The 21221-nt window shown below is 73.1% G+C and carries 20 protein-coding genes; 10 read left to right on the top strand and 10 right to left on the bottom strand.

What is annotated here, in order from left to right; all coding sequences use genetic code 11:
- Positions 1-225 precede the first annotated feature (225 nt).
- From ACIHCX_RS12935 to ACIHCX_RS12920, 4 genes are all read right to left on the bottom strand, one after another.
- Positions 226-1434 (bottom strand): hypothetical protein, encoded by a 1209-nt coding sequence (locus ACIHCX_RS12935; RefSeq protein WP_400028990.1) that lies wholly within the window; start codon positions 1432-1434, stop codon positions 226-228.
- Positions 1431-3161 (bottom strand): DUF3492 domain-containing protein, encoded by a 1731-nt coding sequence (locus ACIHCX_RS12930; RefSeq protein WP_400028989.1) that lies wholly within the window; start codon positions 3159-3161, stop codon positions 1431-1433. The genes ACIHCX_RS12935 and ACIHCX_RS12930 overlap by 4 nt, the downstream gene beginning before the upstream one ends.
- 274 nt (positions 3162-3435) lie before the next feature.
- Positions 3436-4935 carry a DUF3152 domain-containing protein gene (locus ACIHCX_RS12925; RefSeq protein WP_400028988.1) on the bottom strand — a complete coding sequence of 500 codons (1500 nt, stop codon included), beginning with the start codon at positions 4933-4935 and terminating at the stop codon, positions 3436-3438.
- 8 nt (positions 4936-4943) lie between these two features.
- The gene (locus ACIHCX_RS12920; RefSeq protein WP_400028987.1) at positions 4944-6137 is read right to left on the bottom strand and encodes an alpha/beta fold hydrolase; all 1194 of its coding nucleotides are present in this window, start codon (positions 6135-6137) and stop codon (positions 4944-4946) included.
- Positions 6138-6391: 254 nt separating this feature from the next.
- Here ACIHCX_RS12920 and ACIHCX_RS12915 point away from each other — a divergent pair, with 254 nt between their 5' ends.
- From ACIHCX_RS12915 to ACIHCX_RS12900, 4 genes are all read left to right on the top strand, one after another.
- Complete coding sequence (locus ACIHCX_RS12915) at positions 6392-6604, top strand: hypothetical protein (RefSeq protein WP_400028986.1); 213 nt, start codon at positions 6392-6394, stop codon at positions 6602-6604.
- A gap of 237 nt (positions 6605-6841) precedes the next feature.
- On the top strand, positions 6842-7486 hold the full coding sequence (locus ACIHCX_RS12910) for a TetR/AcrR family transcriptional regulator (RefSeq protein ID WP_400028985.1): 645 nt from the start codon (positions 6842-6844) through the stop codon (positions 7484-7486).
- 118 nt (positions 7487-7604) lie between these two features.
- Positions 7605-7832, top strand: coding sequence for a DUF3107 domain-containing protein (locus ACIHCX_RS12905; protein ID WP_062711803.1), 228 nt, complete (start codon positions 7605-7607; stop codon positions 7830-7832).
- Positions 7833-8090: 258 nt separating this feature from the next.
- On the top strand, positions 8091-8360 hold the full coding sequence (locus tag ACIHCX_RS12900) for a hypothetical protein (RefSeq protein ID WP_400028984.1): 270 nt from the start codon (positions 8091-8093) through the stop codon (positions 8358-8360).
- 47 nt (positions 8361-8407) lie between these two features.
- Here the strand turns inward: ACIHCX_RS12900 and ACIHCX_RS12895 are convergent, their stop codons facing one another.
- The gene (locus ACIHCX_RS12895; protein ID WP_400028983.1) at positions 8408-9154 is read right to left on the bottom strand and encodes a ferritin-like domain-containing protein; all 747 of its coding nucleotides are present in this window, start codon (positions 9152-9154) and stop codon (positions 8408-8410) included.
- A gap of 504 nt (positions 9155-9658) precedes the next feature.
- On the opposite strand from ACIHCX_RS12895, the gene ACIHCX_RS12890 reads away from it, so the two are divergent.
- Both ACIHCX_RS12890 and ACIHCX_RS12885 read left to right on the top strand, forming a co-directional pair.
- A complete protein-coding gene (locus ACIHCX_RS12890) occupies positions 9659-12262 on the top strand; it encodes a DEAD/DEAH box helicase (protein WP_400028982.1) in 2604 nt (867 codons plus the stop codon).
- Between the two features lie 176 nt (positions 12263-12438).
- Positions 12439-13341 (top strand): alpha/beta fold hydrolase, encoded by a 903-nt coding sequence (locus tag ACIHCX_RS12885; protein WP_400028981.1) that lies wholly within the window; start codon positions 12439-12441, stop codon positions 13339-13341.
- A 73-nt stretch (positions 13342-13414) separates the two neighbouring features.
- Here ACIHCX_RS12885 and ACIHCX_RS12880 read toward each other — a convergent pair whose 3' ends face one another.
- Entirely contained in the window at positions 13415-14311 is an 897-nt protein-coding gene (locus ACIHCX_RS12880) for an NYN domain-containing protein (protein WP_400028980.1), read from the bottom strand.
- Between the two features lie 196 nt (positions 14312-14507).
- Between ACIHCX_RS12880 and ACIHCX_RS12875 the strand changes: the two genes are divergently transcribed.
- The gene (locus ACIHCX_RS12875; RefSeq protein WP_100568199.1) at positions 14508-14660 is read left to right on the top strand and encodes a hypothetical protein; all 153 of its coding nucleotides are present in this window, start codon (positions 14508-14510) and stop codon (positions 14658-14660) included.
- Positions 14661-14760: 100 nt separating this feature from the next.
- On the opposite strand, the gene ACIHCX_RS12870 is transcribed toward ACIHCX_RS12875, so the two are convergent.
- The 3 genes from ACIHCX_RS12870 to ACIHCX_RS12860 form a co-directional block, all read right to left on the bottom strand.
- A complete protein-coding gene (locus ACIHCX_RS12870; protein WP_400028979.1) occupies positions 14761-15366 on the bottom strand; it encodes a MarC family protein in 606 nt (201 codons plus the stop codon).
- Positions 15367-15451: 85 nt separating this feature from the next.
- The gene (locus tag ACIHCX_RS12865) at positions 15452-16309 is read right to left on the bottom strand and encodes a PHP domain-containing protein (RefSeq protein ID WP_400028978.1); all 858 of its coding nucleotides are present in this window, start codon (positions 16307-16309) and stop codon (positions 15452-15454) included.
- A 96-nt stretch (positions 16310-16405) separates the two neighbouring features.
- Positions 16406-17047: a DUF6758 family protein gene (locus ACIHCX_RS12860; RefSeq protein WP_400028977.1), complete on the bottom strand. Its 642-nt coding sequence runs from the start codon at positions 17045-17047 to the stop codon at positions 16406-16408.
- 148 nt (positions 17048-17195) lie between these two features.
- On the opposite strand from ACIHCX_RS12860, the gene ACIHCX_RS12855 reads away from it, so the two are divergent.
- Positions 17196-18449, top strand: coding sequence for an MFS transporter (locus ACIHCX_RS12855; protein ID WP_400028976.1), 1254 nt, complete (start codon positions 17196-17198; stop codon positions 18447-18449).
- A gap of 30 nt (positions 18450-18479) precedes the next feature.
- On the opposite strand, the gene ACIHCX_RS12850 is transcribed toward ACIHCX_RS12855, so the two are convergent.
- Complete coding sequence (locus ACIHCX_RS12850; protein WP_400028975.1) at positions 18480-19064, bottom strand: suppressor of fused domain protein; 585 nt, start codon at positions 19062-19064, stop codon at positions 18480-18482.
- 500 nt (positions 19065-19564) lie between these two features.
- Here ACIHCX_RS12850 and ACIHCX_RS12845 point away from each other — a divergent pair, with 500 nt between their 5' ends.
- Both ACIHCX_RS12845 and ACIHCX_RS12840 read left to right on the top strand, forming a co-directional pair.
- On the top strand, positions 19565-20680 hold the full coding sequence (locus tag ACIHCX_RS12845; protein ID WP_400028974.1) for a magnesium and cobalt transport protein CorA: 1116 nt from the start codon (positions 19565-19567) through the stop codon (positions 20678-20680).
- 22 nt (positions 20681-20702) lie between these two features.
- Complete coding sequence (locus tag ACIHCX_RS12840) at positions 20703-21215, top strand: hypothetical protein (protein ID WP_400028973.1); 513 nt, start codon at positions 20703-20705, stop codon at positions 21213-21215.
- The last annotated feature ends 6 nt before the right edge of the window (positions 21216-21221 follow it).

Raw genomic sequence — 21221 nt, 5'->3', positions numbered from 1 at the left:
CCGGTGGCTCCGGATGCTCCGGACGCTCCGGATCGGGCGGTGGTCATCTGGTGTTCTCCTTCTAAGGGGTGGTGCGACGGGCTCCGGTGGTGGGTCGGGGGCACGTGGTGGGTCGAGGGCACGCGGTGGGTCGGGCGTCTGTGGTCGACGGCGGAACGCGGGCGGCGCCCGAGGCGGCGGCCTTACGGAGGCGCCCAGGAGTGACCTGGACCGGCCTGACGTCCCTCACGGCTGCCGCTCGGCTCGCGCATGGGCGGAGGCCCGGGTGAGCGTGCGGGTCGCGTGCAGGAGGAGGACCAGGGCGGCGGCTCCGCAGGCGAGGGCGGGAACGCCACCGGGGCCCCAGGCGGCCACGAGCGTGTCGACCGGGGTGGCGAGGGCACCGCAGCCGGGGAGGCGGGCGGTGAAGACGGTGGCCTGGACCGTCACTTCGGCCGCGGCCGCGGCGCCGAGGGCGACGGCCGGGGCGCGCGTGAAGCCGTGCGTGGTGAGGAGGCGCGCGAGCAGCAGCAGCGCGCCCAGGGTGAGGGCCTGGGCGTAGCCGGCGGGCTCGTCCAGGACCGCGCCGCACACGGCGAGCAGGGCGGCCAGCGCACCCAGGAACAGGCCGAACGTGCCGAGCAGCAGGGGCCGTACGGAAGCGGCGAACTCCTCGAGGCCACGGCTGGTGGTCACCTTGCGCCGGGCCCCCACGGAGAAGAGGTGCGCGGTCCAGGCCGCCGGTCCGCAGGCCAGGGCGAGCGCCAGCACGGGGGCGGTGGTCAGGGGCCAGGCCCCGGTCGCGGTGCCGTCGGGCAGTCCGTCGGGGCCGCCGCCGACGGCCGCGCCGAGCAGGCCGTCGCCGAGGAGGGCGTACCCGAGGAGCCAGCACGTCCTGGTGCGGATGCCGGGCGTGTGCGGGCCGTGGGGCGTGCGCCGCTCGGCGCGCAGCGGGCCGCGGCGGAGCACGGCGCGCAGGCCCAGGCCCACGGCGACGACGCCGAGCGCGGCCACGCCCAGCCGGGTCCGGCCCTCGGTCAGGCGCAGCCCGGCCACGGCGGCCGCACACAGAACGCCGGGCAGCAGGCCGAAGGCGACCGTGCCGGGGCCCAGCCGGGGTACGTCGGTGGTCTCGTGCCGCGGGGGTGGCTCGGCGTCTCGGCTGATCCGGGCGTACATCTCCTCGGCGAGTGAGAAGACGTCACGGTGGCGGAAGCGGGCGGCGGCGCGGTCGGTGACGCCGTGCGCCTCCAGGCGCGCGGCGATCTCCAAGGGATCGACGGCCCGCTCGCACAACTCGCGATGACGGTGCATCAGCGCCTTGACCGGGTCGGCCGCACCGCGCCGGGAGGGCAGGGAGGCGCTCTGGTCGGGGGCAGCCTCGCCGAAGCCGCCGCCCGGATCGCCCAGCCCGGTCGGGGCGTCGAGGTGGTCGCCGGTTCTCGGGCCGGTCATCGGGAAGCCTCCGTGGTGGTCGTGGGGGCCGCGCATCCCGTCGGTGAGCCGGTGGCCCAGCTGGGGCGCGAGCGTGCGGCGGCGTGGTCCACGGACCGGGTCCAGCGGCCCGGCACGTGGGCCTCGGCGGGCGCGGCGAACGGGAGGGGCTCACCGGTCTCGTCGAGCACGACGCGCTGGACCGGACAGTGCGAGACGACTTCCAGGTAGATGCCGTGGAAGGCCGCGATGTTCTGCTCGACGGTGAACAGTTCGAGCGCGCGAGCGCGGGCGGCGGCGCCCAGGCGGGCACGGCGCTCGGGGTCGCGCAGCAGGTTCACGCACACCTCGGCGAGCGCCCGCGGATTGCGCGGGGGTACGACCACCCCGGTGCCGCCGACGACCTCGACGACCGCGCCGACGTCCGTGGAGACCGTCGCACGGCCGCAGAGCATGGCCTCGATCAGGCCGAGCGGGAATCCTTCGACCACGCTCGACAGGACGACCACGGCGCCCGAGGCGTAGGCGTCGGCGAGGGTCGGCACCTCCGGGCCGCCGATCTCCTCGAAGGACACCGGGTTGTCCCCGACGGTGTGCGGGCCCTCGGCCTCGTCGGGGAAGAGCTGGGCGGCGAGCGCCCGGCAGTGGCCCAGGTAGGCGGCCCCGTCGGAGCCGGTTCCCGCGCTCACGATCCGCAGCCGTGCCTTCGGTTCCTGCTTGCGTACCTCCGCGAAGGCATGCAACAGGGACACCAGGTCCTTGGCGGGCCCGACCCGGCCGACCCACACGAGGGTGTCCGGGTCGGCGGCCTCCGGCGACTCCCCGGCCTCGGCGAAGGGGGCGGCGTCCATGCCGGGGTGGACGGTGCGCAGGGTGGCGCGGTCGGCGCCGCAGCGCTCCTGCCAGCGGCGGGCGTGCGCGTTGCCGTGGGTGACGACGGCGGCCCGCCGGTAGACCTCGGCGGCGAGACTGCCGTGGAAGGCGGCGAGCAGGGCCCGCACGGGCGGGGCGGTGCCGTCGGCGTCCACGGCGAGGTAGTGCGCGCGCAGGTGGACGCCGTACTCGGTGACCAGCAGGGGCACACCGGCGAAGTGGCGGGCGAGCAGCCCGGACAGGGCCGCCGTGCCGCCTGCCGTCGCATGGCAGAGGTCGGCGGCGCCGAGGCCGTCGTCCTCGTACCAGTCGAGCGACAGCGGGCCCAGCGCCTGCCGCAGGTGCGCGGCGACCGCGAGCAGATCGGGGACGCGGGCCTCGCGCGCCGCCCGCGGAGCACCGGGCGCGCGGCAGGCGCGTTCCAGCGCGCGGACGGCGGATTCCGAGCGCAGCGCGCCCGCCAGGCCACCCTCGTCGCGGGCGAGTTCGGCCAGGCCGTACAGCGCGCTGCTGAAACGGTCCGCCTCGGTTCCGGCGCCGCCCGTGCCCGCCGCCCTGCCGGGCTCGCGCAGATCGCCGACGCTCGCCGCGACCAGCGCCGACGCCAGTTCCCCGAAGCACTCGGCGAAGCGCCGGCGCGCACGGCGTCCGTACGCGGTCCCGTCGTCCTCCTCCGCCCACAGGGACGCGGTGCGGACCCGGCTGACCTGTGGCGGCAGGGGCGCCCAGCCCTCGTCCTCCTGCTGCCGGCTGCGACTGAGCGCGTAGAGGTCGAACTCGTGCCGTTCGAGCCCGCGCACGAGCCGTTCGCACCAGAGTCCGGCGTCACCGCTCACATACGGATAGCCACCCTCCGTCACCAGTCCGATGCGCACGCGTGCACCCCCGATCTCCCGTCTCCCGTGTCGGGAGCCGCCGTCGCACCGGCGGCTCGCAGCGGGACGAACGTATGCGGACATGACGGTGGCGCGATGGACGGTTGTCCATCGCGCCACCAAAAGGGGTGAACAGTCGTAACTTTCCCGTGCGGGCAGCGTTCCGTCGCGTAAGGAGATCAACCGGACACGAAACGTGACGCTGCGAACGGTCTCGCCCAGAACCGTCACGCCACTGGCCGTGGCGCCGCGGGCCGGTCCGGCCGGCCCGCGGTCACCTCCCCGGGTAGGGCCAGGAGTTGGGCAGGCAGTGGATTCCGTCGTGGTCCAGGAACTTCGTCTGCTGCTGCATGACGGGCGCCAGCGCGCCGTCCGTGTCGCAGGAGACGTGGCCGTAGCCGAGCCGGTGGCCGACCTCGTGGTTGATCAGCATCTGCCGGTAGGCGTACATCTCGTCGCCGTAGGTCTTGGAGCCCTGCGCCCACCGGTAGGCGTTGATCATCACGCGTTCGGTGGCGGCCGAGTCGCAGGAGACGTTGTCCACGGTGGTGTCCAGGCCGGACTTGGCGCACCACGTGGCGGTGGTACCCGGACTGGCGAGCGTGATGACGAAGTCGGGCCGGCCGGAGGAGACGCGCTCGAAGGTGCGGGCGCCGTTGTGGGCCCAGCTGCGGTCGTCGTTCAGCGTCTTCTGCACGGCCGCGGCGAAGAGCTCGCCGTCCAGGCCGAGACCCTGCTCCACGTCGACGCGGTAGGTGTACTTGCGCCCCGTGCCGGGCGCCTTGGCGAAGCCCGGGACCGCGTCGAACCGGCCGGAGCCCTCGAGGGTGGGGCTGAGCGGGTACCTCACGCCCATCTTCTGGTCGTACGTCAGTGCCGACACGTTCGGAGCGGCCGCCTTGCCGTCCGTGCCCGCACCCGCGGCACCGGCGGCGTCGGCGGTGTCAGGCTCCGCCCGGTCGGCGGCGGACCGGGAAAACACCCCGCTGTCGGGCTGGTCCTCGGCCACCTGCCCGGCGACGACCACGGCGAGCACGGTGGTGACGGCGGCGGCCGCGATGCCGGTGAACGCCTTCCCCTTGGTCGCGGTGGACGTGGCGGGCTCGCCGCTCGGTCGCGCGGCGCCGTCGTCCCCGCGCTCCGCCGCGTCCCGCCCGGCCGGCTCGTAGGGCGGGGCCACGGCCGGGTTCGCGGTGCGCACGTCACCTCGGGACCGGGGCGCGAAGACGTCGTCGTCCTCGCCGAAGGCGTCGAGGTAGTCCTGCCGCGGTCCGCCGGGCGATGTCCGCCGCTGCCGGGGAATGGAGGCGCGGGAACGCACGGAGTCGGCGGGAGCGGCGGAGCCCCCGGTCCCCGTCGAGCCGCCGGTCCTCGCCGAGCCCCCGATCCCCGTCGAGCTGCCGAGACCGGCGGTCGTCGGCCCCTGCGCTCCGTTCCTCTCCATGGCAGGCTCCCCCGGCCGCCCCCAGCCGCCACCGGCTTCCCGCTGCTCCGGGTGCCCACCACGAACCCGCGGAACCCCGCCGACCGGTGTGCCGTCGGCCAAACGCGGCGTGCCGTGAGCGGGCGTGCCGTAGGCGGGTGTCCCGTGACGACCCCTCAGGCCGCGCCTGGGCTCGGCGTCTCCCCGGTACGCGCGGCCGTCCCGGCCCTCCGGGCCGCCCCCGGGGCGTTCGCCGTCCGGGAGCTCCGGGCCGCTGCGGTCGTCCCGGCCGATGCTCGTGTTCGCGGTCGCGTCCTTGGGCGCGGGCCCGCGGCGGCTGTGGCGTCCCACGTCGGCCCTCAGCCCCCCGCACCCGCGCCGAAGGAGGCTCCACCGGCCTCCGAGCCGGACGCACCGCCGGCCGTCCCGGTACCGGGAGCACCGCCGCCTGTCTCCGCGCCGGAGGCACGACCTGCGGTCCCGGCCGCGGAAGTCCCACGCTCGGCTTCGGCACCGGCGGACTCGACGCCGGTCCGTTCACCACCGTCGTCCACGGCCCGGGCGCCCGCTGCCGGCCCCGTCATCGAGCCGGTCTCCAACTCTCCGGCGTCCAGCAGTAGTTCGCGAAACGCGGTGGCCACGGCCTCCGGGTACTCCATCATCGCCACATGGCCGGCGTCCGGCAGCGTGAGGAGGCGGGAGCCGCGGAAGGCGCGGGCCGCCCGCTGGGACATGCGGAAGCCGACGAGCTGGTCGCGGCCGCCGTAGACCAGCAGCGTGGGCGCGAGGACCCGCTCGGCCTGCCGCCACAGTCCCTGCTGACCGCCCAGCGTGTACGCGTCCACGATCCCGCGCGCGGAGCGCGACATCGCGTCCCAGAAGTACGGCAGCTGGAGCCGCCGCTCCATCTCCCGCACCGCGTTGCGGAACCCCTCGGGCGTCACCCGCCCCGGGTCGCCGTAGCACAGGGCCATGACCCCGCGGACCCGCTGCTCCGGCGTCCACTCCCGGGTGAGCCGGGTGAACAGGGTGGTCACGCCGGGCAGCGCGAGCAGTCCGGTCGGCAGGGCGGTGCGCTGCACCCGGAGCTCGGGCAGCGCGGGCGAGACGAGCGTGAGCGTCCGTACGAGGTCGGGCCGCAGCGCCGCGACGCGCGTGGAGACGGCGCCGCCCAGCGAGTTGCCCAGCAGGTGCACCGACCCGCGGCCGGAGGCGTCCAGGAGGCGGATCACCGCGCGCGCGTGCCCGGTGACGGAGTAGTCGCCGTCGTCCGGTGGCGGGGAGTCACCGAAGCCCGGCAGGTCGACCGCCTCGCCGTCGACGGTGCCGTCGAGCAGCGGCATCAGGGCGGACCAGTTCCGGGAGGAGCCACCGAGGCCGTGCACGTACAGCGCGGGCGGCAGTCCCTCCCGCGCGGGCGGCCGCGAGCGCACCGCCAGCGTGATCCCGGGCAGCTCGACCGAGCGCAGCCGTTCGCCCTCCTCGACCCCGACGGGCGCCACTCTGGGAAAAACGTTGGCGGGCGGCACGAAGGGCAGCTCGGTCGAAGACATGCGGGCAATGTTACGAGACGATCACGCTGTGACTCATGGGTTCGCCTGTGTCAGCCGTCACAGATCGTACGCACGCGGGACCGCCGATCGGACCGCGGATCGCATAGCGTCACCCCCGGGTGTCTCCTAGGCTCATACAGAGGGCACCCGCACATGACCCCCTGCGGCTTCCGGGAACACCCTCCGGGGACATCGCAGGGGCATGGGGCATCCGCAGGGACATTCCGCAGCATTCCGCAGGAAGGGAGCCCAGCATGGCATTCGACCCCACCGATCCCGAGACGTTCGAGGGCGACGACGCCGCGGAGATCGCCGTCGAGGCCCCGGAGGGCGACGCCGCCGAGCAGCACGCGGACGTCGCGCCGGACCGCGACGAACCCCTCACCGGGGACCCGGACCGCGCCAACGAGGCCGATCTCATCGAACAGGCGCGGGTCGTCTCCATCGACGAGGACGACTACCGGTGAGGGACGGGGGCGTACGAGGTGGCGCGTGAGGCGACGCCGGGGACGCCCGACGGGAAGGACCGCCGTTGAGCAGGAGCGTGGCTTTTTGCCCGTCTTGAACCCGCTTGAAACCTTCTATGCCGCTTTTGTCGCCGTCCGGTCCGTGAAATCCTGCGCTCGCACCGCGCACACCACGGTTACCGAAAAGTACGATGGCGGCGCGGCGCACACCGCATGTGGACGACTTTGGGAGGCGGCGTGACAGCCATCGAGCAGACAGAGGCGGCACGCCCGCGAGGCACGCGCCTGCCGCGCCGTGCCCGACGGAACCAGCTGCTGGGCGCCGCCCAGGAAGTCTTCGTGGCGCAGGGCTACCACGCGGCCGCCATGGACGACATCGCCGAGCGTGCCGGCGTCAGCAAGCCGGTGCTCTACCAGCACTTCCCGGGCAAGCTCGACCTCTACCTCGCGCTGCTGGACCAGCACTGCGAGTCGCTCATCCAGGCCGTGCGGGGCGCGCTCGCCTCGACCACCGACAACAAGCAGCGCGTGCGCGCCACGATGGACGCGTACTTCGCCTATGTCGAGGACGACGGCGGCGCCTTCCGGCTGGTCTTCGAGTCGGACCTCACGAACGAGCCGGCGGTGCGCGAGCGCGTCGACAAGGTCACCAACGAGTGCGCCGAGGCGATCTGCGACGTCATCGCGGAGGACACCGGCCTCTCCCGCGCGGAGTCGATGCTGCTGGCCTCGGGCCTCGGCGGACTCGCCCAGGTGGTGGCCCGCTCCTGGCTGCACAGCGACCGCAGCGTGCCGCGCGACCAGGCGGTCCAGCTGCTGGCGTCCCTGGCCTGGCGCGGCATCGCCGGTTTCCCGCTGCACGGCGCCGAGCAGCACCACTGAGCGGGCTGTTCGCTCCTGGCGTTCCCGGGTCGAGCGTGTTGGTCCCCTCACCGGGCTAATGTGTGCAGGTACGGCGCGGAAGGTCGCGCACTTCACTGACCGTCGGAGGGACATAGCCGTGGAGGTCAAGATCGGCGTGCAGCACGCGCCCCGCGAGATCGTTCTGGAGAGCGGTCAGAGTGCCGAGGAGGTCGAGCGGGCGGTGTCCGAGGCGCTGGCCGGGAAGTCGCAGCTGCTGACCCTCGTCGACGAGCACGGCCGCAAGGTGCTGGTCCCGGCCGACCGCCTCGCATACGTCGAGCTCGGCGAGCCGGCCCCGCGCAAGGTGGGCTTCGGCGCGCTGTAGCCGCCGCGTCGTCGAACGACGGGAGCTACGGGAACTGCACGGGAGGGGGTCCGGCGGCGGAGAGCCGCCGGGCCCCTTCCCGCGTTCTCCCACCTTCCCCCCCGCTTCTCCCGCTCCCCCGCGTTCTCCCGTGCTCCGCCTTCACGGATGGCGCACAATCCGCCCACAGGGAGGGTTGCCTTCCGCAGGTCAGGGGTATGACCGGCTAGGACCGCCAGGCACCGGCCGATCATGCCGATCGTGTGGGAGGGAACCGTCATGTTCTTGGAAGCGCTCGGCTCCGCGCTGATCGGTCTGCTGCTCGGCTGGACCGCGTTCCACCGCCTGTCCCACCGTCTGCCGTCCCGTCTCCTGGTGCAGTCGACCGGTGTCGCGGGGGCCCTCTTCGGCGGCTTCGTCACGCACAGCGCGCTGGGCTCCGGCAGCCTGCTGTCGACGCTGCTCGGCGCGGTGGTCGTGTCCGCCGCCTCGCTGTCCCTGCTGGTGCGCCCCGCGGGAAGACTGCGCCGGCGATCGGCGCCGGCCTGATCCGGCGCCGACGGCGGCGCACCCCCTGACAACGCCTCCCGGCAGGCCTACGCGGCCAGCCCCAGCGCGGCCATCCGCTTGGTGTGCGCCTCGGTGATCCGGGAGAACATCCGGCCGACCTCGGCGAGGTCGAAGCCGTCCGCGACGCCGCCGACGAGCATCGTGGACAGCGCGTCCCGGTCCGCCACGACCCGCTGGGACTGCGACAGGGCCTCGCCCATCAGCCGCCGCCCCCACAGTGCGAGCCGGCCGCCCACGCGCGGGTCCGCGTCGATCGCCGCGCGCACCTTCTCCACCGCGAAGCCGGCGTGCCCGGTGTCGTCCAGGACGGCCAGGACCAGCTCGCGCGTGTCGGAGTCCAGACGGACGGCGACCTCACGGTAGAAGTCGCTGGCGATCGAGTCGCCGACGTAGGCCTTGACGAGCCCTTCCAGCCAGTCCGAGGGCGCCGTCTGCCGGTGGAAGCCGTCGAGCGCGGCGACGAACGGCTCCATCGCGAGCGTCGGCTCCTCGCCGATCTCCGCGAGCCGGTCGCGCAGCCGCTCGAAGTGGTGGAACTCGGCCGACGCCATCTTCGCCAGCTCGGCCTTGTCCGCCAGGGTGGGCGCCAGCTTGGCGTCCTCCGCGAGCCGTTCGAACGCCGCGAGCTCTCCGTACGCGAGCGCGCCGAGCAGGTCCACGACCGCGGCGCGGTACTGCGGGTCGGCGGCGGCCGTCGCCCAGTCCTGGGCGGCGATGCCGGTGGGTTCGGCGGGCGCGTCGGAGACGTTGTCAGACTTGTCAGAGCTCGTCATGAAGCGCACAATAGCCCGCCCTCCGCGCCCGCGACGGACCCGACCGACCAGTGTGACGACGACTACGTGACCGAATCGGCCATCACGTGTACGTGATTCCGGGGTATGGTGGTAATGCGCCTGTTGCGTACGCCGACGCGTTGCGATGTGTGACGTATGACGTACACCGACAGGGCGCACGCATGAGGATGCCCGGTCGGTGGCCCGATCGGCTCCGACCCGACAGCCCTCCCTGACCGTACGGCACTGTGCGTACGACGATCGGAGGGACCTCCAAGCGGTTCGAGCGCTAGAGCGTCGGCTGTGGTCCCGTGCCACACGGCCCGCCCGCGTGGGCGACCGACGTCCCCAGCACGGTCAGACACGACCCCCGCGCTCGCCTCGCACCGCGCACACAGAAGAGGCAGCACCCTGACTACGACGTTCCGAGAGCTCGGGATCCTCCCCGAGACCGCCGAGGCCCTGGAAGCCGTCGGCATCACCACTCCCTTCCCCATCCAGGAGATGACCCTCCCCGTGGCCCTCACGGGCACGGACGTCATCGGCCAGGCCAAGACCGGCACCGGCAAGACGCTCGGCTTCGGCCTTCCGCTCCTCGAGCGCGTCACCGTCCCCGCCGACGTCGAGGCGGGCCGCGCGCAACCCGAGGCGCTCACCGACACCCCGCAGGCGCTCGTCGTCGTCCCCACGCGCGAGCTGTGCGTCCAGGTCACCAACGACCTGCTGACCGCGGGCAAGGTGCGCAACGTGCGCGTCACCGCGATCTACGGCGGCCGGGCGTACGAGCCCCAGGTGGAGGCCCTGAAGAAGGGCGTCGACGTGGTCGTCGGCACCCCGGGCCGCCTGCTGGACCTCGCCGGCCAGAAGAAGCTGAACCTGCAGCACGTCAAGAGCCTGGTGCTCGACGAGGCCGACGAGATGCTCGACCTGGGCTTCCTGCCCGACGTCGAGAAGATCATCAACATGCTGCCGGCCAGGCGGCAGACCATGCTGTTCTCGGCCACCATGCCGGGCGCGGTGATCGGCCTGGCCCGCCGCTACATGTCGCAGCCGACGCACATCCGCGCCACCGCGCCGGACGACGAAGGCGCGACGGTCGCGAACATCAAGCAGTTCGTGTTCCGGGCGCACTCGCTCGACAAGCCGGAGATGGTCGCCCGCATCCTCCAGGCCGACGGGCGCGGACTGGCGATGATCTTCTGCCGTACGAAGCGCACGGCCGCCGACATCGCCGAGCAGCTCCAGCGCCGCGGCTTCGCCTCCGGCTCGGTCCACGGCGACCTCGGCCAGGGCGCCCGCGAGCAGGCGCTGCGCGCCTTCCGCAACGGCAAGGTCGACGTGCTCGTCTGCACCGACGTCGCCGCGCGCGGCATCGACGTCGAGGGCGTCACACACGTCGTCAACTACCAGTCGCCCGAGGACGAGAAAACGTACCTGCACCGCATCGGCCGTACGGGTCGCGCGGGCGCGAAGGGTACGGCGATCACGCTCGTCGACTGGGACGACATCCCGCGCTGGCAGCTCATCAACAAGGCGCTGGACCTGGACTTCAACGACCCGGTCGAGACGTACTCCACCTCTCCGCACCTGTTCGCCGAGCTGGGCATCCCCGAGGGCACCAAGGGCGTCCTGCCGCGCTCGGAGCGCACCCGCGCCGGCCTTGCGGCGGAGGAGTTGGAGGACCTGGGCGAGACCGGCGGTCGCGGTGCACGCGGTCGCGGTGGCCGGGGCGGCCGGGGCGAGGCACGCCCGGCGGAGCGTGAGCGCTCCGCGGACCGTGAGCGCCCGGCGCGTACGCCGCGCCGCCGACGCCGCACCCGTGGCGGCGCGCCGCTGGACTCGGCACCGGCCACGCCGGTCGCGGACACGTCGGCCGACGTGCCGGTCGAGGCCACGGTCACGGAGGAGGCGTCCACCACGCGCACCCCGCGCCGTCGGCGTCGTCTGCGCGGCGGTGCGCCGGCGCAGCCGGTGACGGCCCACGAGCCGACGGCACCGTCCGGGCACGACGAACCCGTCGAGTCCGCCGAGGCCGCGATGACGACGGCCGAGGGCACCGCCCTCGACGTCGCCGACGCCACCGACGCGCCCGCGAAGTCGCGTCGCCGCCGTACCCGCAAGTCGGCGGAGCAGGCGGTCACGACGGCCCCGGCCGAGACCGGGGCCGAGGTCGCCCCGGAACCGGCGGCTTCGGCCGAGAGCACCGCCGAGGCGGCTCTGGACACGGCCGGGTCCACCGCGGACCAGCCGGAGGCCAAGCCGCGCCGCCGCACCCGTAAGGCGGCGACCGCGGCCGAGGCCGTGGCGGACACCGCCGAAGGCACCGCCGACGAGGCGGAAACCAAGCCGCGCCGACGGACCCGCAAGGCAACCGCCACCGCGGCGGAAGCCGCCGTGGACACCGCCGAGGGCACCGCCGACGAGGCGGAGACCAAGCCCCGTCGCCGCACCCGCAAGGCGACGGCCGCCGCGACCACCGCGGACGCGCCGGAAGCCGCCGTCGAAGCCAAGCCCCGCCGGACCCGCAAGGCCGCCGCGACGGTCGCCGCGGAGATCCCGCCGCAGCCGGCCGACGGGCCGGACAGCGCCGCCGAGGCCGCGGTCGACGCCGCCGAGGGTGCTGAGGCCAAGCCGCGCCGCCGCACCCGTAAGGCAGCGACCGCGCCCGAGGCCGTGGCGGACACCGCCGAAGGCACCACCGACGGGGCGGAGACCAAGCCGCGCCGACGGACCCGCAAGGCGGCCGAGACGGCCGACGCCCCCGTCACCGACGAGGCGACGGCGGCCAAGCCCCGCCGCACCCGCAAGGCAACCGCCACCGCGGACGCTGCGGAAGCCGCGGTGGACACCGCCGAGGCCAAGCCGCGCCGTACCCGCAAGGCGGTCGCGGCGACGGCGGAGGCGGAGGCCAAGCCCCGTCGCCGTACCCGCAAGGCCGCCGAGGCCCCGGCGGAGGCCGACGACACGGCCGGTGGCCCGGCCGCCGAGCCGAAGCCGCGCCGTACGCGCAAGACGGCCGCCGCCAAGGTAGCGGTGGACACCGCCGAGATCCCGGCGCAGACCACGGGGAAGACCGCCGCCGCGGTGGTGGAGTCCATAGAGGCCTGATCCGGCGCTCCAGACGCCCGTACGACCCGGCGGCCCGGCCCACTCCGTGTGGGACCGGGCCGCCGGCGTACGCGGCGGAACACGGCCGGTTCGCCGCCACCGCCCCACCGGTGAGGACTTCACCCGAACCGCCGTACCGACACCACCGAGGGCGCCGTGCCCGATAGCCTCGGCGCATGAGCAGGCCGCCTACGTTCGTCCCGCCGCCGGGGGCGCGCACCTACCGGCTGCGCACCGCGCGCGGCGAGTTCGCCGTGGTCGACGCGCCCGTCGCGGCCGGTGTCGCGCCGCGCGGCACCGCGCTGCTGCTGCCGGGTTTCACCGGGAGCAAGGAGGACTTCAACCCGCTGCACGAGCCCCTCGCGGCGCGCGGGTACCGCACGGTGGCCGTGGACGGCCGCGGGCAGTTCGAGTCGGACGGGCCGGCGGACGACGAGTCCACGTACGCGCAGGGGGAACTCGCCCGGGACGTCCTCGCTCAGGCGGGGGCGCTCGGCACGCCGCTGCATCTGCTGGGGCACTCGCTCGGCGGGCAGATCGCCCGCGCGGCCGTGCTCCTCGACCGCTCCCCCTTCGTCTCGCTCACCCTGATGGCCTCCGGTCCGGCGCAGATCTCCGTCTCCCAGCAGCAGCGCGTGAAACTGCTGCGGGACGCGCTCGGTGTGATGTCGATGGCGGAGGTCTGGGAGGTCATCCAGGCGATGGAACCGCCCGAGGAGACCGACACCGGCGCCGGACTCGACGCGGGCCTCGACGACCGCGCGGACCTGCGCCGCCGCTGGCTGTCCCACAAGCCCGCCCAACTGCTCGCGACCGGGCTCCAGTTGTGCACCGAGCCGGACCGCGTCGCCGAACTCGCCGCCCTGCCGCTGCCGTTCCACGTGCTCTCGGGCGCGCGGGACGACACCTGGCCGCTGCCGCTCCTGGACGACGCGGCCCGGCGGCTGGGCGCCCGGCGCACGGTCGTCGAGGGGGCCGAGCACTCCCCCAACTGCGATCAGCCGCTCGCCACCGCCCGCGCCCTCGCCGATTTCTGGGACACCGTCACCGCCCGGCCACAGGACCGGACGGCCGGCTAACCGGCTGGTGCCGCGACCGGAAGGGTCCATCCGCGACCGGAAAGGTCCAGCGGCCCGCGCCGCCCGCACGGCCCTAGAACTGCCCCTGGAGGTGGGCCCAGAAGCCGTCCCGCAGCGCACGTCGCAGGTCCGCCTGGCCGCGCAGGGAGTACTGGAGGAGGCCCTCGGCCTCGACCAGGAGGTCCTGGTCCACCGATCCCGGCAGATACGGGTGCCCGGGGAGAAGTTCCGCCAGGCTCTCGCGGCCGCGCGCCGCGAGCCACTTGGCGGCGATCTGCGCGCCCACGAAACGGACGTTCTCGCGGGTCGGGCGGGCGGCCTGGGCGGGGTCGTACGCGGGTGCGGTGCGCCGGGAGACGTACGGCTTGAAGAACTCGAGGTCGAGGGTGCGCTGGCTGTCGACCTCCCAGAGCAGCGGCTCCGCCTGGTTGCGGACGTCGGGGGCCTCGACGCCCCACAGGTGCACCCGGGCTCCGTAGCCCTGGGCGGCCTCCACCGCGGAGACCAGGTCCTCGTCGCCGCCGAGCAGCGCCGCGTCGCTGATGGCGCGGTGCCGGGCCAGTGACTCCAGGTCCGTCCGGATGAGGGAGTCCACGCCCTTCTGCTGGTTGTTGGCGTTGAGGTTGCCCAGGCGGACCTTGACGTCCGGCAGTTCCGCGATCGACTGCTGCTCGGCGGTGTGGATGCGGCGCCGGGCTCCGTCGTACCAGTAGACGCGCAGCAGCCGGCTGTCGGCGAAGACGGTGCGGGCCCGGTCGATGAGTGCGTCGATCAGCCCCTCGGCGTCCAGGTCGAAGGCGCGGCGGTCCTCCGTCCCGGCCACCAGGCGCCCCGCCGCCGCGTAGAGGTACCCGGCGTCGACGAAGATCGCATGGGTCGAGGGCGTCTTCGCCACCTCGGCGAGCATGCGTACCAGCAACTCGTTCGTGCGGTCGATGCGAGCGGACAGCGCCGCGAGGTCATCGTTCATCGCCCTCCATTGTCCCGGCGGTCACGCTGCGAACACAACCGGTCCCGGTCGGTCAATCGAAGCTGCCTTACCGGTCACTGGTTAGACAATCGAAAAATTTCTTTAGCGTAGGGAATGTTTGCATCGTGCAGATCGTTGTGACCGAGTGAAGCCAAGTAGTTCTCCTCAGGAGGATGACCAGACGAAGGGAGAGGCAATGCGCTTCGAAATCATGCGGCTCGACGAGGTCGACGGCACGCCCGTGGACTGCACCGTCGTGGACGCAGCCTCCGTCAACCGGATCGTTCAGCAGGCCGCCGCTGTCGGACAGCGGCTGTGGATCCGACCGGCCGAGACCACGGCCTCATAACAGACGCGGAGCACCGCAGAAGCTTCGAAGCCCCCGTACGGTCACCGTACGGGGGCTTCGCGCACGTACGGCGGCCGGGCACCCCGGACCGCGTACGCGCTCAGGCGCCCCGGATCACCTGCAGGACGCCGTTGATGATCTGCTGCACGGCGATCGCGGAGAGCATCATGCCCGCCAGTCGTGTCACCAGGACCACGCCGCCGTCCTTGATGACCCGGATGACCAACAGCGAGTACCGCATGACCAGCCACAGCACGACGTGGATCGCGAGTATGGCCGACCACACCGAGACCTGGCTCGCCACGCTGTCGGCCTTCTCCACGGCGAGGATGACGGACACGATCGCGCCGGGACCGGCCAGGAGCGGCATGCCGAGCGGGACCAGCGCGACGTTGACGTCCTTGGTCTGCTTGGGTTCGTCCGTCTTGCCGGTGAGCAGGTCGAGCGCGATCAGGAGCAGGAGCAGTCCACCGGCGATCATCAGCGCCGGGATGGACACGTGCAGGTAGCCCAGGATCTGGTTCCCGAGCACACCGAACACGGCGATGACCCCGCCGGCCACGCAGACGGCCTGGAAGGCCATCCGCTTCTGCATCTTGGCGGGTCGTCCGGCGGTCAGCGCGAGGAAGATGGGCGTGATCCCAGGGGGATCCATGATGACAAAAAGGGTGAGGAACAGGGAGCCGAAAACGGCAGCGTCGAACATCGGTGAGAGGCCTTGCGGAAGAGCGGAAGAACGGAAGAACGAAGGGTGAGGAAGTGAGGTGACGTGGGAGTGGGGGAGGCGGACCTCAGACCCCGCCGGCGCCCGGCACCGGGAACGCCCCGGTGGCCCGCCGCGTGATCTCCCCGTACACGTCGGGATGCGTCGTGAACTCACCGAGCGAGACGGTCTTGCGGCTGCCGTGGTAGTCGCTGGAGCCGGTCGTGAGCAGCCCCAGTTCGCCGGCCAGCCCGCGCAGCCGCGCACGGGCGTCGGCGTCGTGGTCCATGTGGTCGACCTCGAGGCCGTCCAGGCCGGCCGCGGCCAACTCGGCGATGCGGGACTCCGGCACCGTGCGCCCCCGCTTGGCCGCCGCCGGGTGGGCGAAGACGCACACTCCGCCCGCGCCCTTGACCAGCCGGATCGCCTCGAAGGGGTCCGTCTCGTGCTTCTCGACCCAGGCGCGGCCGCCGTCGGCCAGCCAGTCCTCGGTGAAGGCGTCGCTCACGGTGGGCACGACACCGAGCTCGACCAGCGCCGAGGCGATGTGCGGCCGCCCGACCGAGCCGTCGCCCGCGATCCGCGCGACCTGCTCCCAGGTGACCGGCACGCCCAGCGCGTCCAGCTTGGCGATCATGGCCTTGGCCCGGGGCACCCGGTCGTCGCGGACCAGTTCCCGCTCGGCGAGCAGGGCGGGCTCCGCGGGGTCGAAGAGGTAGGCCAGCATGTGCATGCTGATGCCGTCGACACGGCAGGACAGCTCGGCGCCGGTGACGAGGGTGAGCCCCTCGGGGAGCGCGGCGATCGCCTCGGCGTGTCCGCGGGTGGTGTCGTGGTCGGTCAGCGCGACGACGTCCAGGCCTGCCGCGGCGGCGTGGCGCACCAGCTCGGCCGGGGTGTCCGTGCCGTCGGACGCGCTGGAGTGGGTGTGCAGATCGACGCGCACGACACGGACTCCAGGCTCTGACGGGACGGAAGGGGACACCTCAGGATAACGGGCGCGCGAGGGTGCCGTGTCACACCCGCGAGAGCCGTGCGCCCCCTACGGGCGGAGCAGTCGCGGCGAGAGCGCCCCGCACGGGACCAAGTCGAGTTCGGCGCCCGCGTCCCGCAGATCGGCCAGCACCAGCTCGTCGTACATCAGCAGCCCGGACTGCTCGGGCCACACCACCGCCCACAGCCACAGCCCGAGCGCCTCGCCCGCGAAGACGGCACGGTCGTCCGGGGCGCCGGAGACATGCCACAGCGGGGTGGGGCGGCCGCCGGCCAGAACCTTGGCGTCGGGCGGCTTCTCCACGTCCAGATAGGTGCCGGGGTCCGGCCCTTCGATGCCGGCGTAGCGCGCGCCCAGGCCGACGCCGAGCTCCTCGGCGACCAGGATGAGTTCGCCCATGCCGCCGAGCGGCCCGGGTCCGGAACAGGCCACGGCCGTGGCACGGCCGCCGCTGCGGTCGTCCCCGGCGTGGACCACGCCGGTGAACAGCCAGCCGACCGGCAGGGGCCACGGCATCCACACCGGCACCTGGGTGCGCTGCACCACGACACCGAGGGCCTCGACGCTCGGCGGGACCACGGGCTGCACCGGATACACGGTCCCGTGCACGCCGCACTGCCAGGAGTCGCTGAAGAGTCCGGGAGCCCTGACCCGGCCACCGCACTTCGGGCAACTGGGTTCGCCCCTCATAGGGCCCCACGGTCCTACCCCGGCAGCGCCGCGTCAAGGACGATCACCCGTCCGGACCGGGGCCCGCCCGGGACCAACTAGGTGCATGTTGCATCAATTAGGGTGGCTAACTTATTATGTGTAAACAGCAACGATGGGAAGGAGCGGTATGCGCAGCAGTACAGGAGGTCACGCGGCGGGCGACCCGTTCGACGCGGGTGCGGGAAGCATCCTTCGACAGCCACGGGCGGTCTGGGCGACGGCCGGCGCGTCCGTCGTCGCCTTCATGGGCATCGGGCTCGTCGACCCGATCCTGCCCTCCATCGCCAAGGGCCTGAACGCCACCGCGAGCCAGGTCTCCCTGCTCTTCACCTCGTACTTCCTGATCACCGCCGTCGCGATGCTGGTGACCGGCTTCGTCTCCAGCCGCATCGGCGGCCGCAAGACCCTGCTGCTCGGCCTCGCCTTCGTGGTGGTCTTCGCCGGTCTCGCCGGCACCTCGGGCTCCGTCGCCCAGCTCGTCGGCTTCCGGGCCGGCTGGGGCCTCGGCAACGCGCTCTTCGTCTCCACCGCCCTCGCGGTCATCGTCGGCGCGGCGGCCGGCGGCAGCGCGGCGGCGATCCTGCTCTACGAGTCGGCGCTCGGCCTCGGCATGGCCTGCGGCCCGCTGCTCGGCGCGCTGCTCGGCAACGCCAGCTGGCGCTACCCGTTCTTCGGCACCGCGTTCCTGATGGCCGTCGGCTTCCTGTGCATCACGGCGTTCCTGAAGGAGCAGCCCAGGCCCGCCCGCAGGACCTCCCTGCTGGACCCGATCAAGGCGCTCGGCCACGGCGGCCTCGCCTCGGTGGCGGTCTCGGCGTTCTTCTACAACTACACGTTCTTCACCGTGCTGGCCTTCACGCCGTTCGTGCTGAACATGACCCCGTACAAGTCGGGTGCGGTGTTCTTCGCCTGGGGTGTGCTGCTCGCGCTGTTCTCGGTGGTGGTGGCGCCGCGCATGCAGGAGCGGTTCGGTTCGCTGAAGGTGCTCGGCGGCTCGCTGGTGCTGCTGGCCGCCGACGTGGTCGTGCTCGGCTTCGGCGACCACACCACGGCGGTCGTCTGCACCATCCTGTCCGGCGCCTTCATCGGCGTGAACAACACCGTCTACACCGAGCTGGCCCTCGGAGTGTCGGACGCCCCCCGTCCGGTGGCGAGCGCGGGCTACAACTTCGTGCGCTGGTTCGCCGCCGCCGCGGCGCCCTTCCTCGCGCCGAAGATCGCGGAGTGGACCGACATGCACGTCCCGTTCGTGGTCGCGGGGGCGACCGCGGCGCTGGGCGCGCTGGTGGTCGCCGTACGACGCAGGGCCCTCACGCTCGAGGCGGAGGAGCTCCAGCCGCGGCACGCCACCGAGGACAGCGTCACGGTCTTCGCCAACTGACACCGGCCGGCGGCCTGTTGGTGAGCTTGCTCACTCCAGCGGGACGGAACCGCGGGCGGGGTCCCGCAGGTCCGTCCCGCCGTTCAGCCAGCGCTCCCGCAGGGCCTGCGCACCGTGCACCCGCTTCCAGGCGGCCTCGTTCGGGGTCATCGGCAGCAAGGGCAGGAACCGTACGGGGTCCAGCGGCCCGTCCAGCTCCAGGTCCTCCACCAGGCCGCCCGGCTCGGCCACCAGGACCGAGGTGAAAGGCGCGCCGGGCCACAGCGGCTCACCCACGTCGAGCGAGGCGCCCGGCGCCACGACCACACCCTCGACCTGCGGGGACGCACCCAGCACCGCGAGCGGGCGGAGCACCTTGTCGGTGTCGGCGAGGCCGGCGCGTACGGAGAGGACCAGCTCCGCGCGCGGCCCCTCGACCGGGTCGGCCAGCAGCGCGGTGGGGTCGGCCATGGGCCTGGCGGACATCCCGAGGGTGGCGTACCGGACGACGTCCCCCTCGTGGAAGCGCAGCACCTCGATCCGGTCCGTGCCGAGGAAGGTGACCGCGGCGCGGGCGTCCGGTTCGCCCAGCGCGGAACGCAACCGGGCCTCGACCAGAGGAAGAACGTCAGCCATGCGGCGAGCATAGAACTCGTCAGCGACAGGCAAAGCGGCGCCTTGACACGCCGGGCTGCTGATACTCTTGGCCGGTCGTCCGGGGCAGCGCGCAGCTTGATGCCCCCCAGGTTCTCAGCCCTGGGGAGGTCGCGATCCGGCCCCGACGCCGATGGGACTCCCTTACGAGGGACCGGCCGGAGGAGGTGAGGCTGTCATGGATCGAAGTCGACCGTGCAGTAGCACCCGCTCTTCCCGCCGCTGATGTCGTCGTTCTGACTCCGGTCGGCCGCCACCTCTCGCGTTCGTGCCCCCGCGCACGTCATACGGAAGAGCACTTCGTTTCGTTTCGATCTGTCTGATCTGTCTGATCTGCCAGCGACGAAGCAAGCCACCGCGACGGTGCGGTGCTCCCCGCTTTGTGGACGTGCCAAACATCCCTGAGGCCACCACGTCCTCATTCCGGGCAGTTCCAACCGCTGTCGGCAGCCCCTCGTCGCTTGCTGCGAAGGAGCCCCGCCATGTCGATGATCCGCGACCTGCGTTCCGTGGTCCGCCCCTCCCGCACGGCCCCGCGCAAGGACGACGGCGCGTGCGGCGCCGCAGACGACTCGGCGACGCCGTCGGCCATCGTGGACTGCGCCGTCTACCGCGACGGCGCCCGTGTCCCGACCGACCGGCCGCTCACCCCGCAGGAGGCGATGCGCCAGGTGCGGCGCGACGGCGGCTTCGCGTGGATCGGGCTGCACGAGCCGAACGAGGCCGAGTTCGCCGGTATCGCCGCGGAGTTCGGGCTGCACCCGCTGGCCGTGGAGGACGCGGTCACGGCCCACCAGCGGCCCAAGCTGGAGCGCTACGACGACACGCTCTTCACGGTCTTCAAGACCATCCACTACGTGGACCACGACGAGCTCACCGCCAACAGCGAGATCGTGGAGACCGGCGAGGTGATGTGCTTCACCGGCCGGGACTTCTTCATCACCGTCCGGCACGGTGGCCAGGGCTCGCTGCGCGCGCTGCGGCACCGTCTCCAGGACGACCCCGAGCTGCTGGCCAAGGGCCCCTCCGCGGTGCTGCACGCCATCGCCGACCACGTCGTCGACGGGTACATCGCAGTCGCGGACGCGTTGCAGGAGGACGTCGACGAGGTCGAGACGGAGGTCTTCTCGCCGGGCCGTGGCGGCACCCCGCGCGGCACCGACGCCGGCCGGATCTACCAACTCAAGCGCGAGGTGCTGGCGTTCAAGCGGGCCGTGTCGCCGCTGCTGCGGCCCATGCAGCTGCTGAGCGAGCGCCCGATGCGGCTGATCGACCCGGACATCCAGAAGTACTTCCGGGACGTGGCCGACCACGTGGCCCGCGTGCAGGAGCAGGTCGTCGGCTTCGACGAGCTGCTCAACTCCATCCTCCAGGCCAATCTGGCGCAGGCGTCCGTCGCCCAGAACGAGGACATGCGGAAGATCACGGCCTGGGCCGCGATCATCGCCGTTCCGACGATGGTCTGCGGGGTGTACGGCATGAACTTCAAGTACATGCCCGAGCTGCACCTGAAGTACGGCTACCCGCTGACCGTGGCCATCACGGCCGCGATCTGCCTGGGCATCCACCGCACCCTCAAGCGCAACGGCTGGCTGTGAGCGGGCTCGTTACCCTTCTGCCATGAACAGCGAGCTGCTCGACCAGGCCCTCGTCGAGGAGGCCACGAAGAAGTCCGGCCTCATCTGGGTCAGGGGCCCCGGTGTCCCGGCCCGTGCCCTGTGGCACGTCTGGCACGAGGGCGCCGCGTGCGTGGTGGGTGACGGGCCCGGCGAGCAGCCGCTGCCCGGACTGGCCGACGGGGCCGCCGCCGAGGTGACGGTGCGCAGCAAGGACAAGGGCGGCCGTCTGGTCACCTGGGCCGCGCACGTGGTGGAGGTCGCGCCGGACACCCCGCGGTGGCAGGAGGTGGTGGCCGAACTGAAGGGGAAGCGGCTCAACGCGCCCGACGGCGAGGCCATGACGGCGCGCTGGGCCCGCGAGTGCCGGGTGCTGCGCCTGGAGCCCGCGGGGACGACCGCGCCGCTGCCGCAGGGCTCGCTGGCCGAGGCGCCGCTGCCGACACCGGCGACGACCCGCCGGCCGGTCCCGGACGGGCTGCCGCGGCTGCTGGTGAAGCGGCGGCGGCGGAAGTAGCGCCGC

It is taken from the genome of Streptomyces sp. NPDC052043 (assembly GCF_044548235.1).
Taxonomy (GTDB): Bacteria; Actinomycetota; Actinomycetes; order Streptomycetales; family Streptomycetaceae; genus Streptomyces.
Note: the sequence above shows the minus strand (reverse complement) of the source record. Positions and strands in the feature narration are given on the sequence as shown.

What these genes read in the sequence shown, in the direction of transcription:
- ACIHCX_RS12935 (WP_400028990.1), bottom strand. Translation starts at nt 1,434, where the DNA reads ATGACCGGCCCGAGAACCGGCGACCACCTCGACGCCCCGACCGGGCTG.
- ACIHCX_RS12920 (WP_400028987.1), bottom strand. Translation starts at nt 6,137, where the DNA reads ATGTCTTCGACCGAGCTGCCCTTCGTGCCGCCCGCCAACGTTTTTCCC.
- ACIHCX_RS12915 (WP_400028986.1), top strand. Translation starts at nt 6,392, where the DNA reads ATGGCATTCGACCCCACCGATCCCGAGACGTTCGAGGGCGACGACGCC.
- ACIHCX_RS12900 (WP_400028984.1), top strand. Translation starts at nt 8,091, where the DNA reads ATGTTCTTGGAAGCGCTCGGCTCCGCGCTGATCGGTCTGCTGCTCGGC.
- ACIHCX_RS12895 (WP_400028983.1), bottom strand. Translation starts at nt 9,154, where the DNA reads ATGACGAGCTCTGACAAGTCTGACAACGTCTCCGACGCGCCCGCCGAA.
- ACIHCX_RS12890 (WP_400028982.1), top strand. Translation starts at nt 9,659, where the DNA reads ATGACCCTCCCCGTGGCCCTCACGGGCACGGACGTCATCGGCCAGGCC.
- ACIHCX_RS12885 (WP_400028981.1), top strand. Translation starts at nt 12,439, where the DNA reads ATGAGCAGGCCGCCTACGTTCGTCCCGCCGCCGGGGGCGCGCACCTAC.
- ACIHCX_RS12880 (WP_400028980.1), bottom strand. Translation starts at nt 14,311, where the DNA reads ATGAACGATGACCTCGCGGCGCTGTCCGCTCGCATCGACCGCACGAAC.
- ACIHCX_RS12875 (WP_100568199.1), top strand. Translation starts at nt 14,508, where the DNA reads ATGCGCTTCGAAATCATGCGGCTCGACGAGGTCGACGGCACGCCCGTG.
- ACIHCX_RS12870 (WP_400028979.1), bottom strand. Translation starts at nt 15,366, where the DNA reads ATGTTCGACGCTGCCGTTTTCGGCTCCCTGTTCCTCACCCTTTTTGTC.
- ACIHCX_RS12860 (WP_400028977.1), bottom strand. Translation starts at nt 17,047, where the DNA reads ATGAGGGGCGAACCCAGTTGCCCGAAGTGCGGTGGCCGGGTCAGGGCT.
- ACIHCX_RS12855 (WP_400028976.1), top strand. Translation starts at nt 17,196, where the DNA reads ATGCGCAGCAGTACAGGAGGTCACGCGGCGGGCGACCCGTTCGACGCG.
- ACIHCX_RS12850 (WP_400028975.1), bottom strand. Translation starts at nt 19,064, where the DNA reads ATGGCTGACGTTCTTCCTCTGGTCGAGGCCCGGTTGCGTTCCGCGCTG.
- ACIHCX_RS12845 (WP_400028974.1), top strand. Translation starts at nt 19,565, where the DNA reads ATGTCGATGATCCGCGACCTGCGTTCCGTGGTCCGCCCCTCCCGCACG.
- ACIHCX_RS12840 (WP_400028973.1), top strand. Translation starts at nt 20,703, where the DNA reads ATGAACAGCGAGCTGCTCGACCAGGCCCTCGTCGAGGAGGCCACGAAG.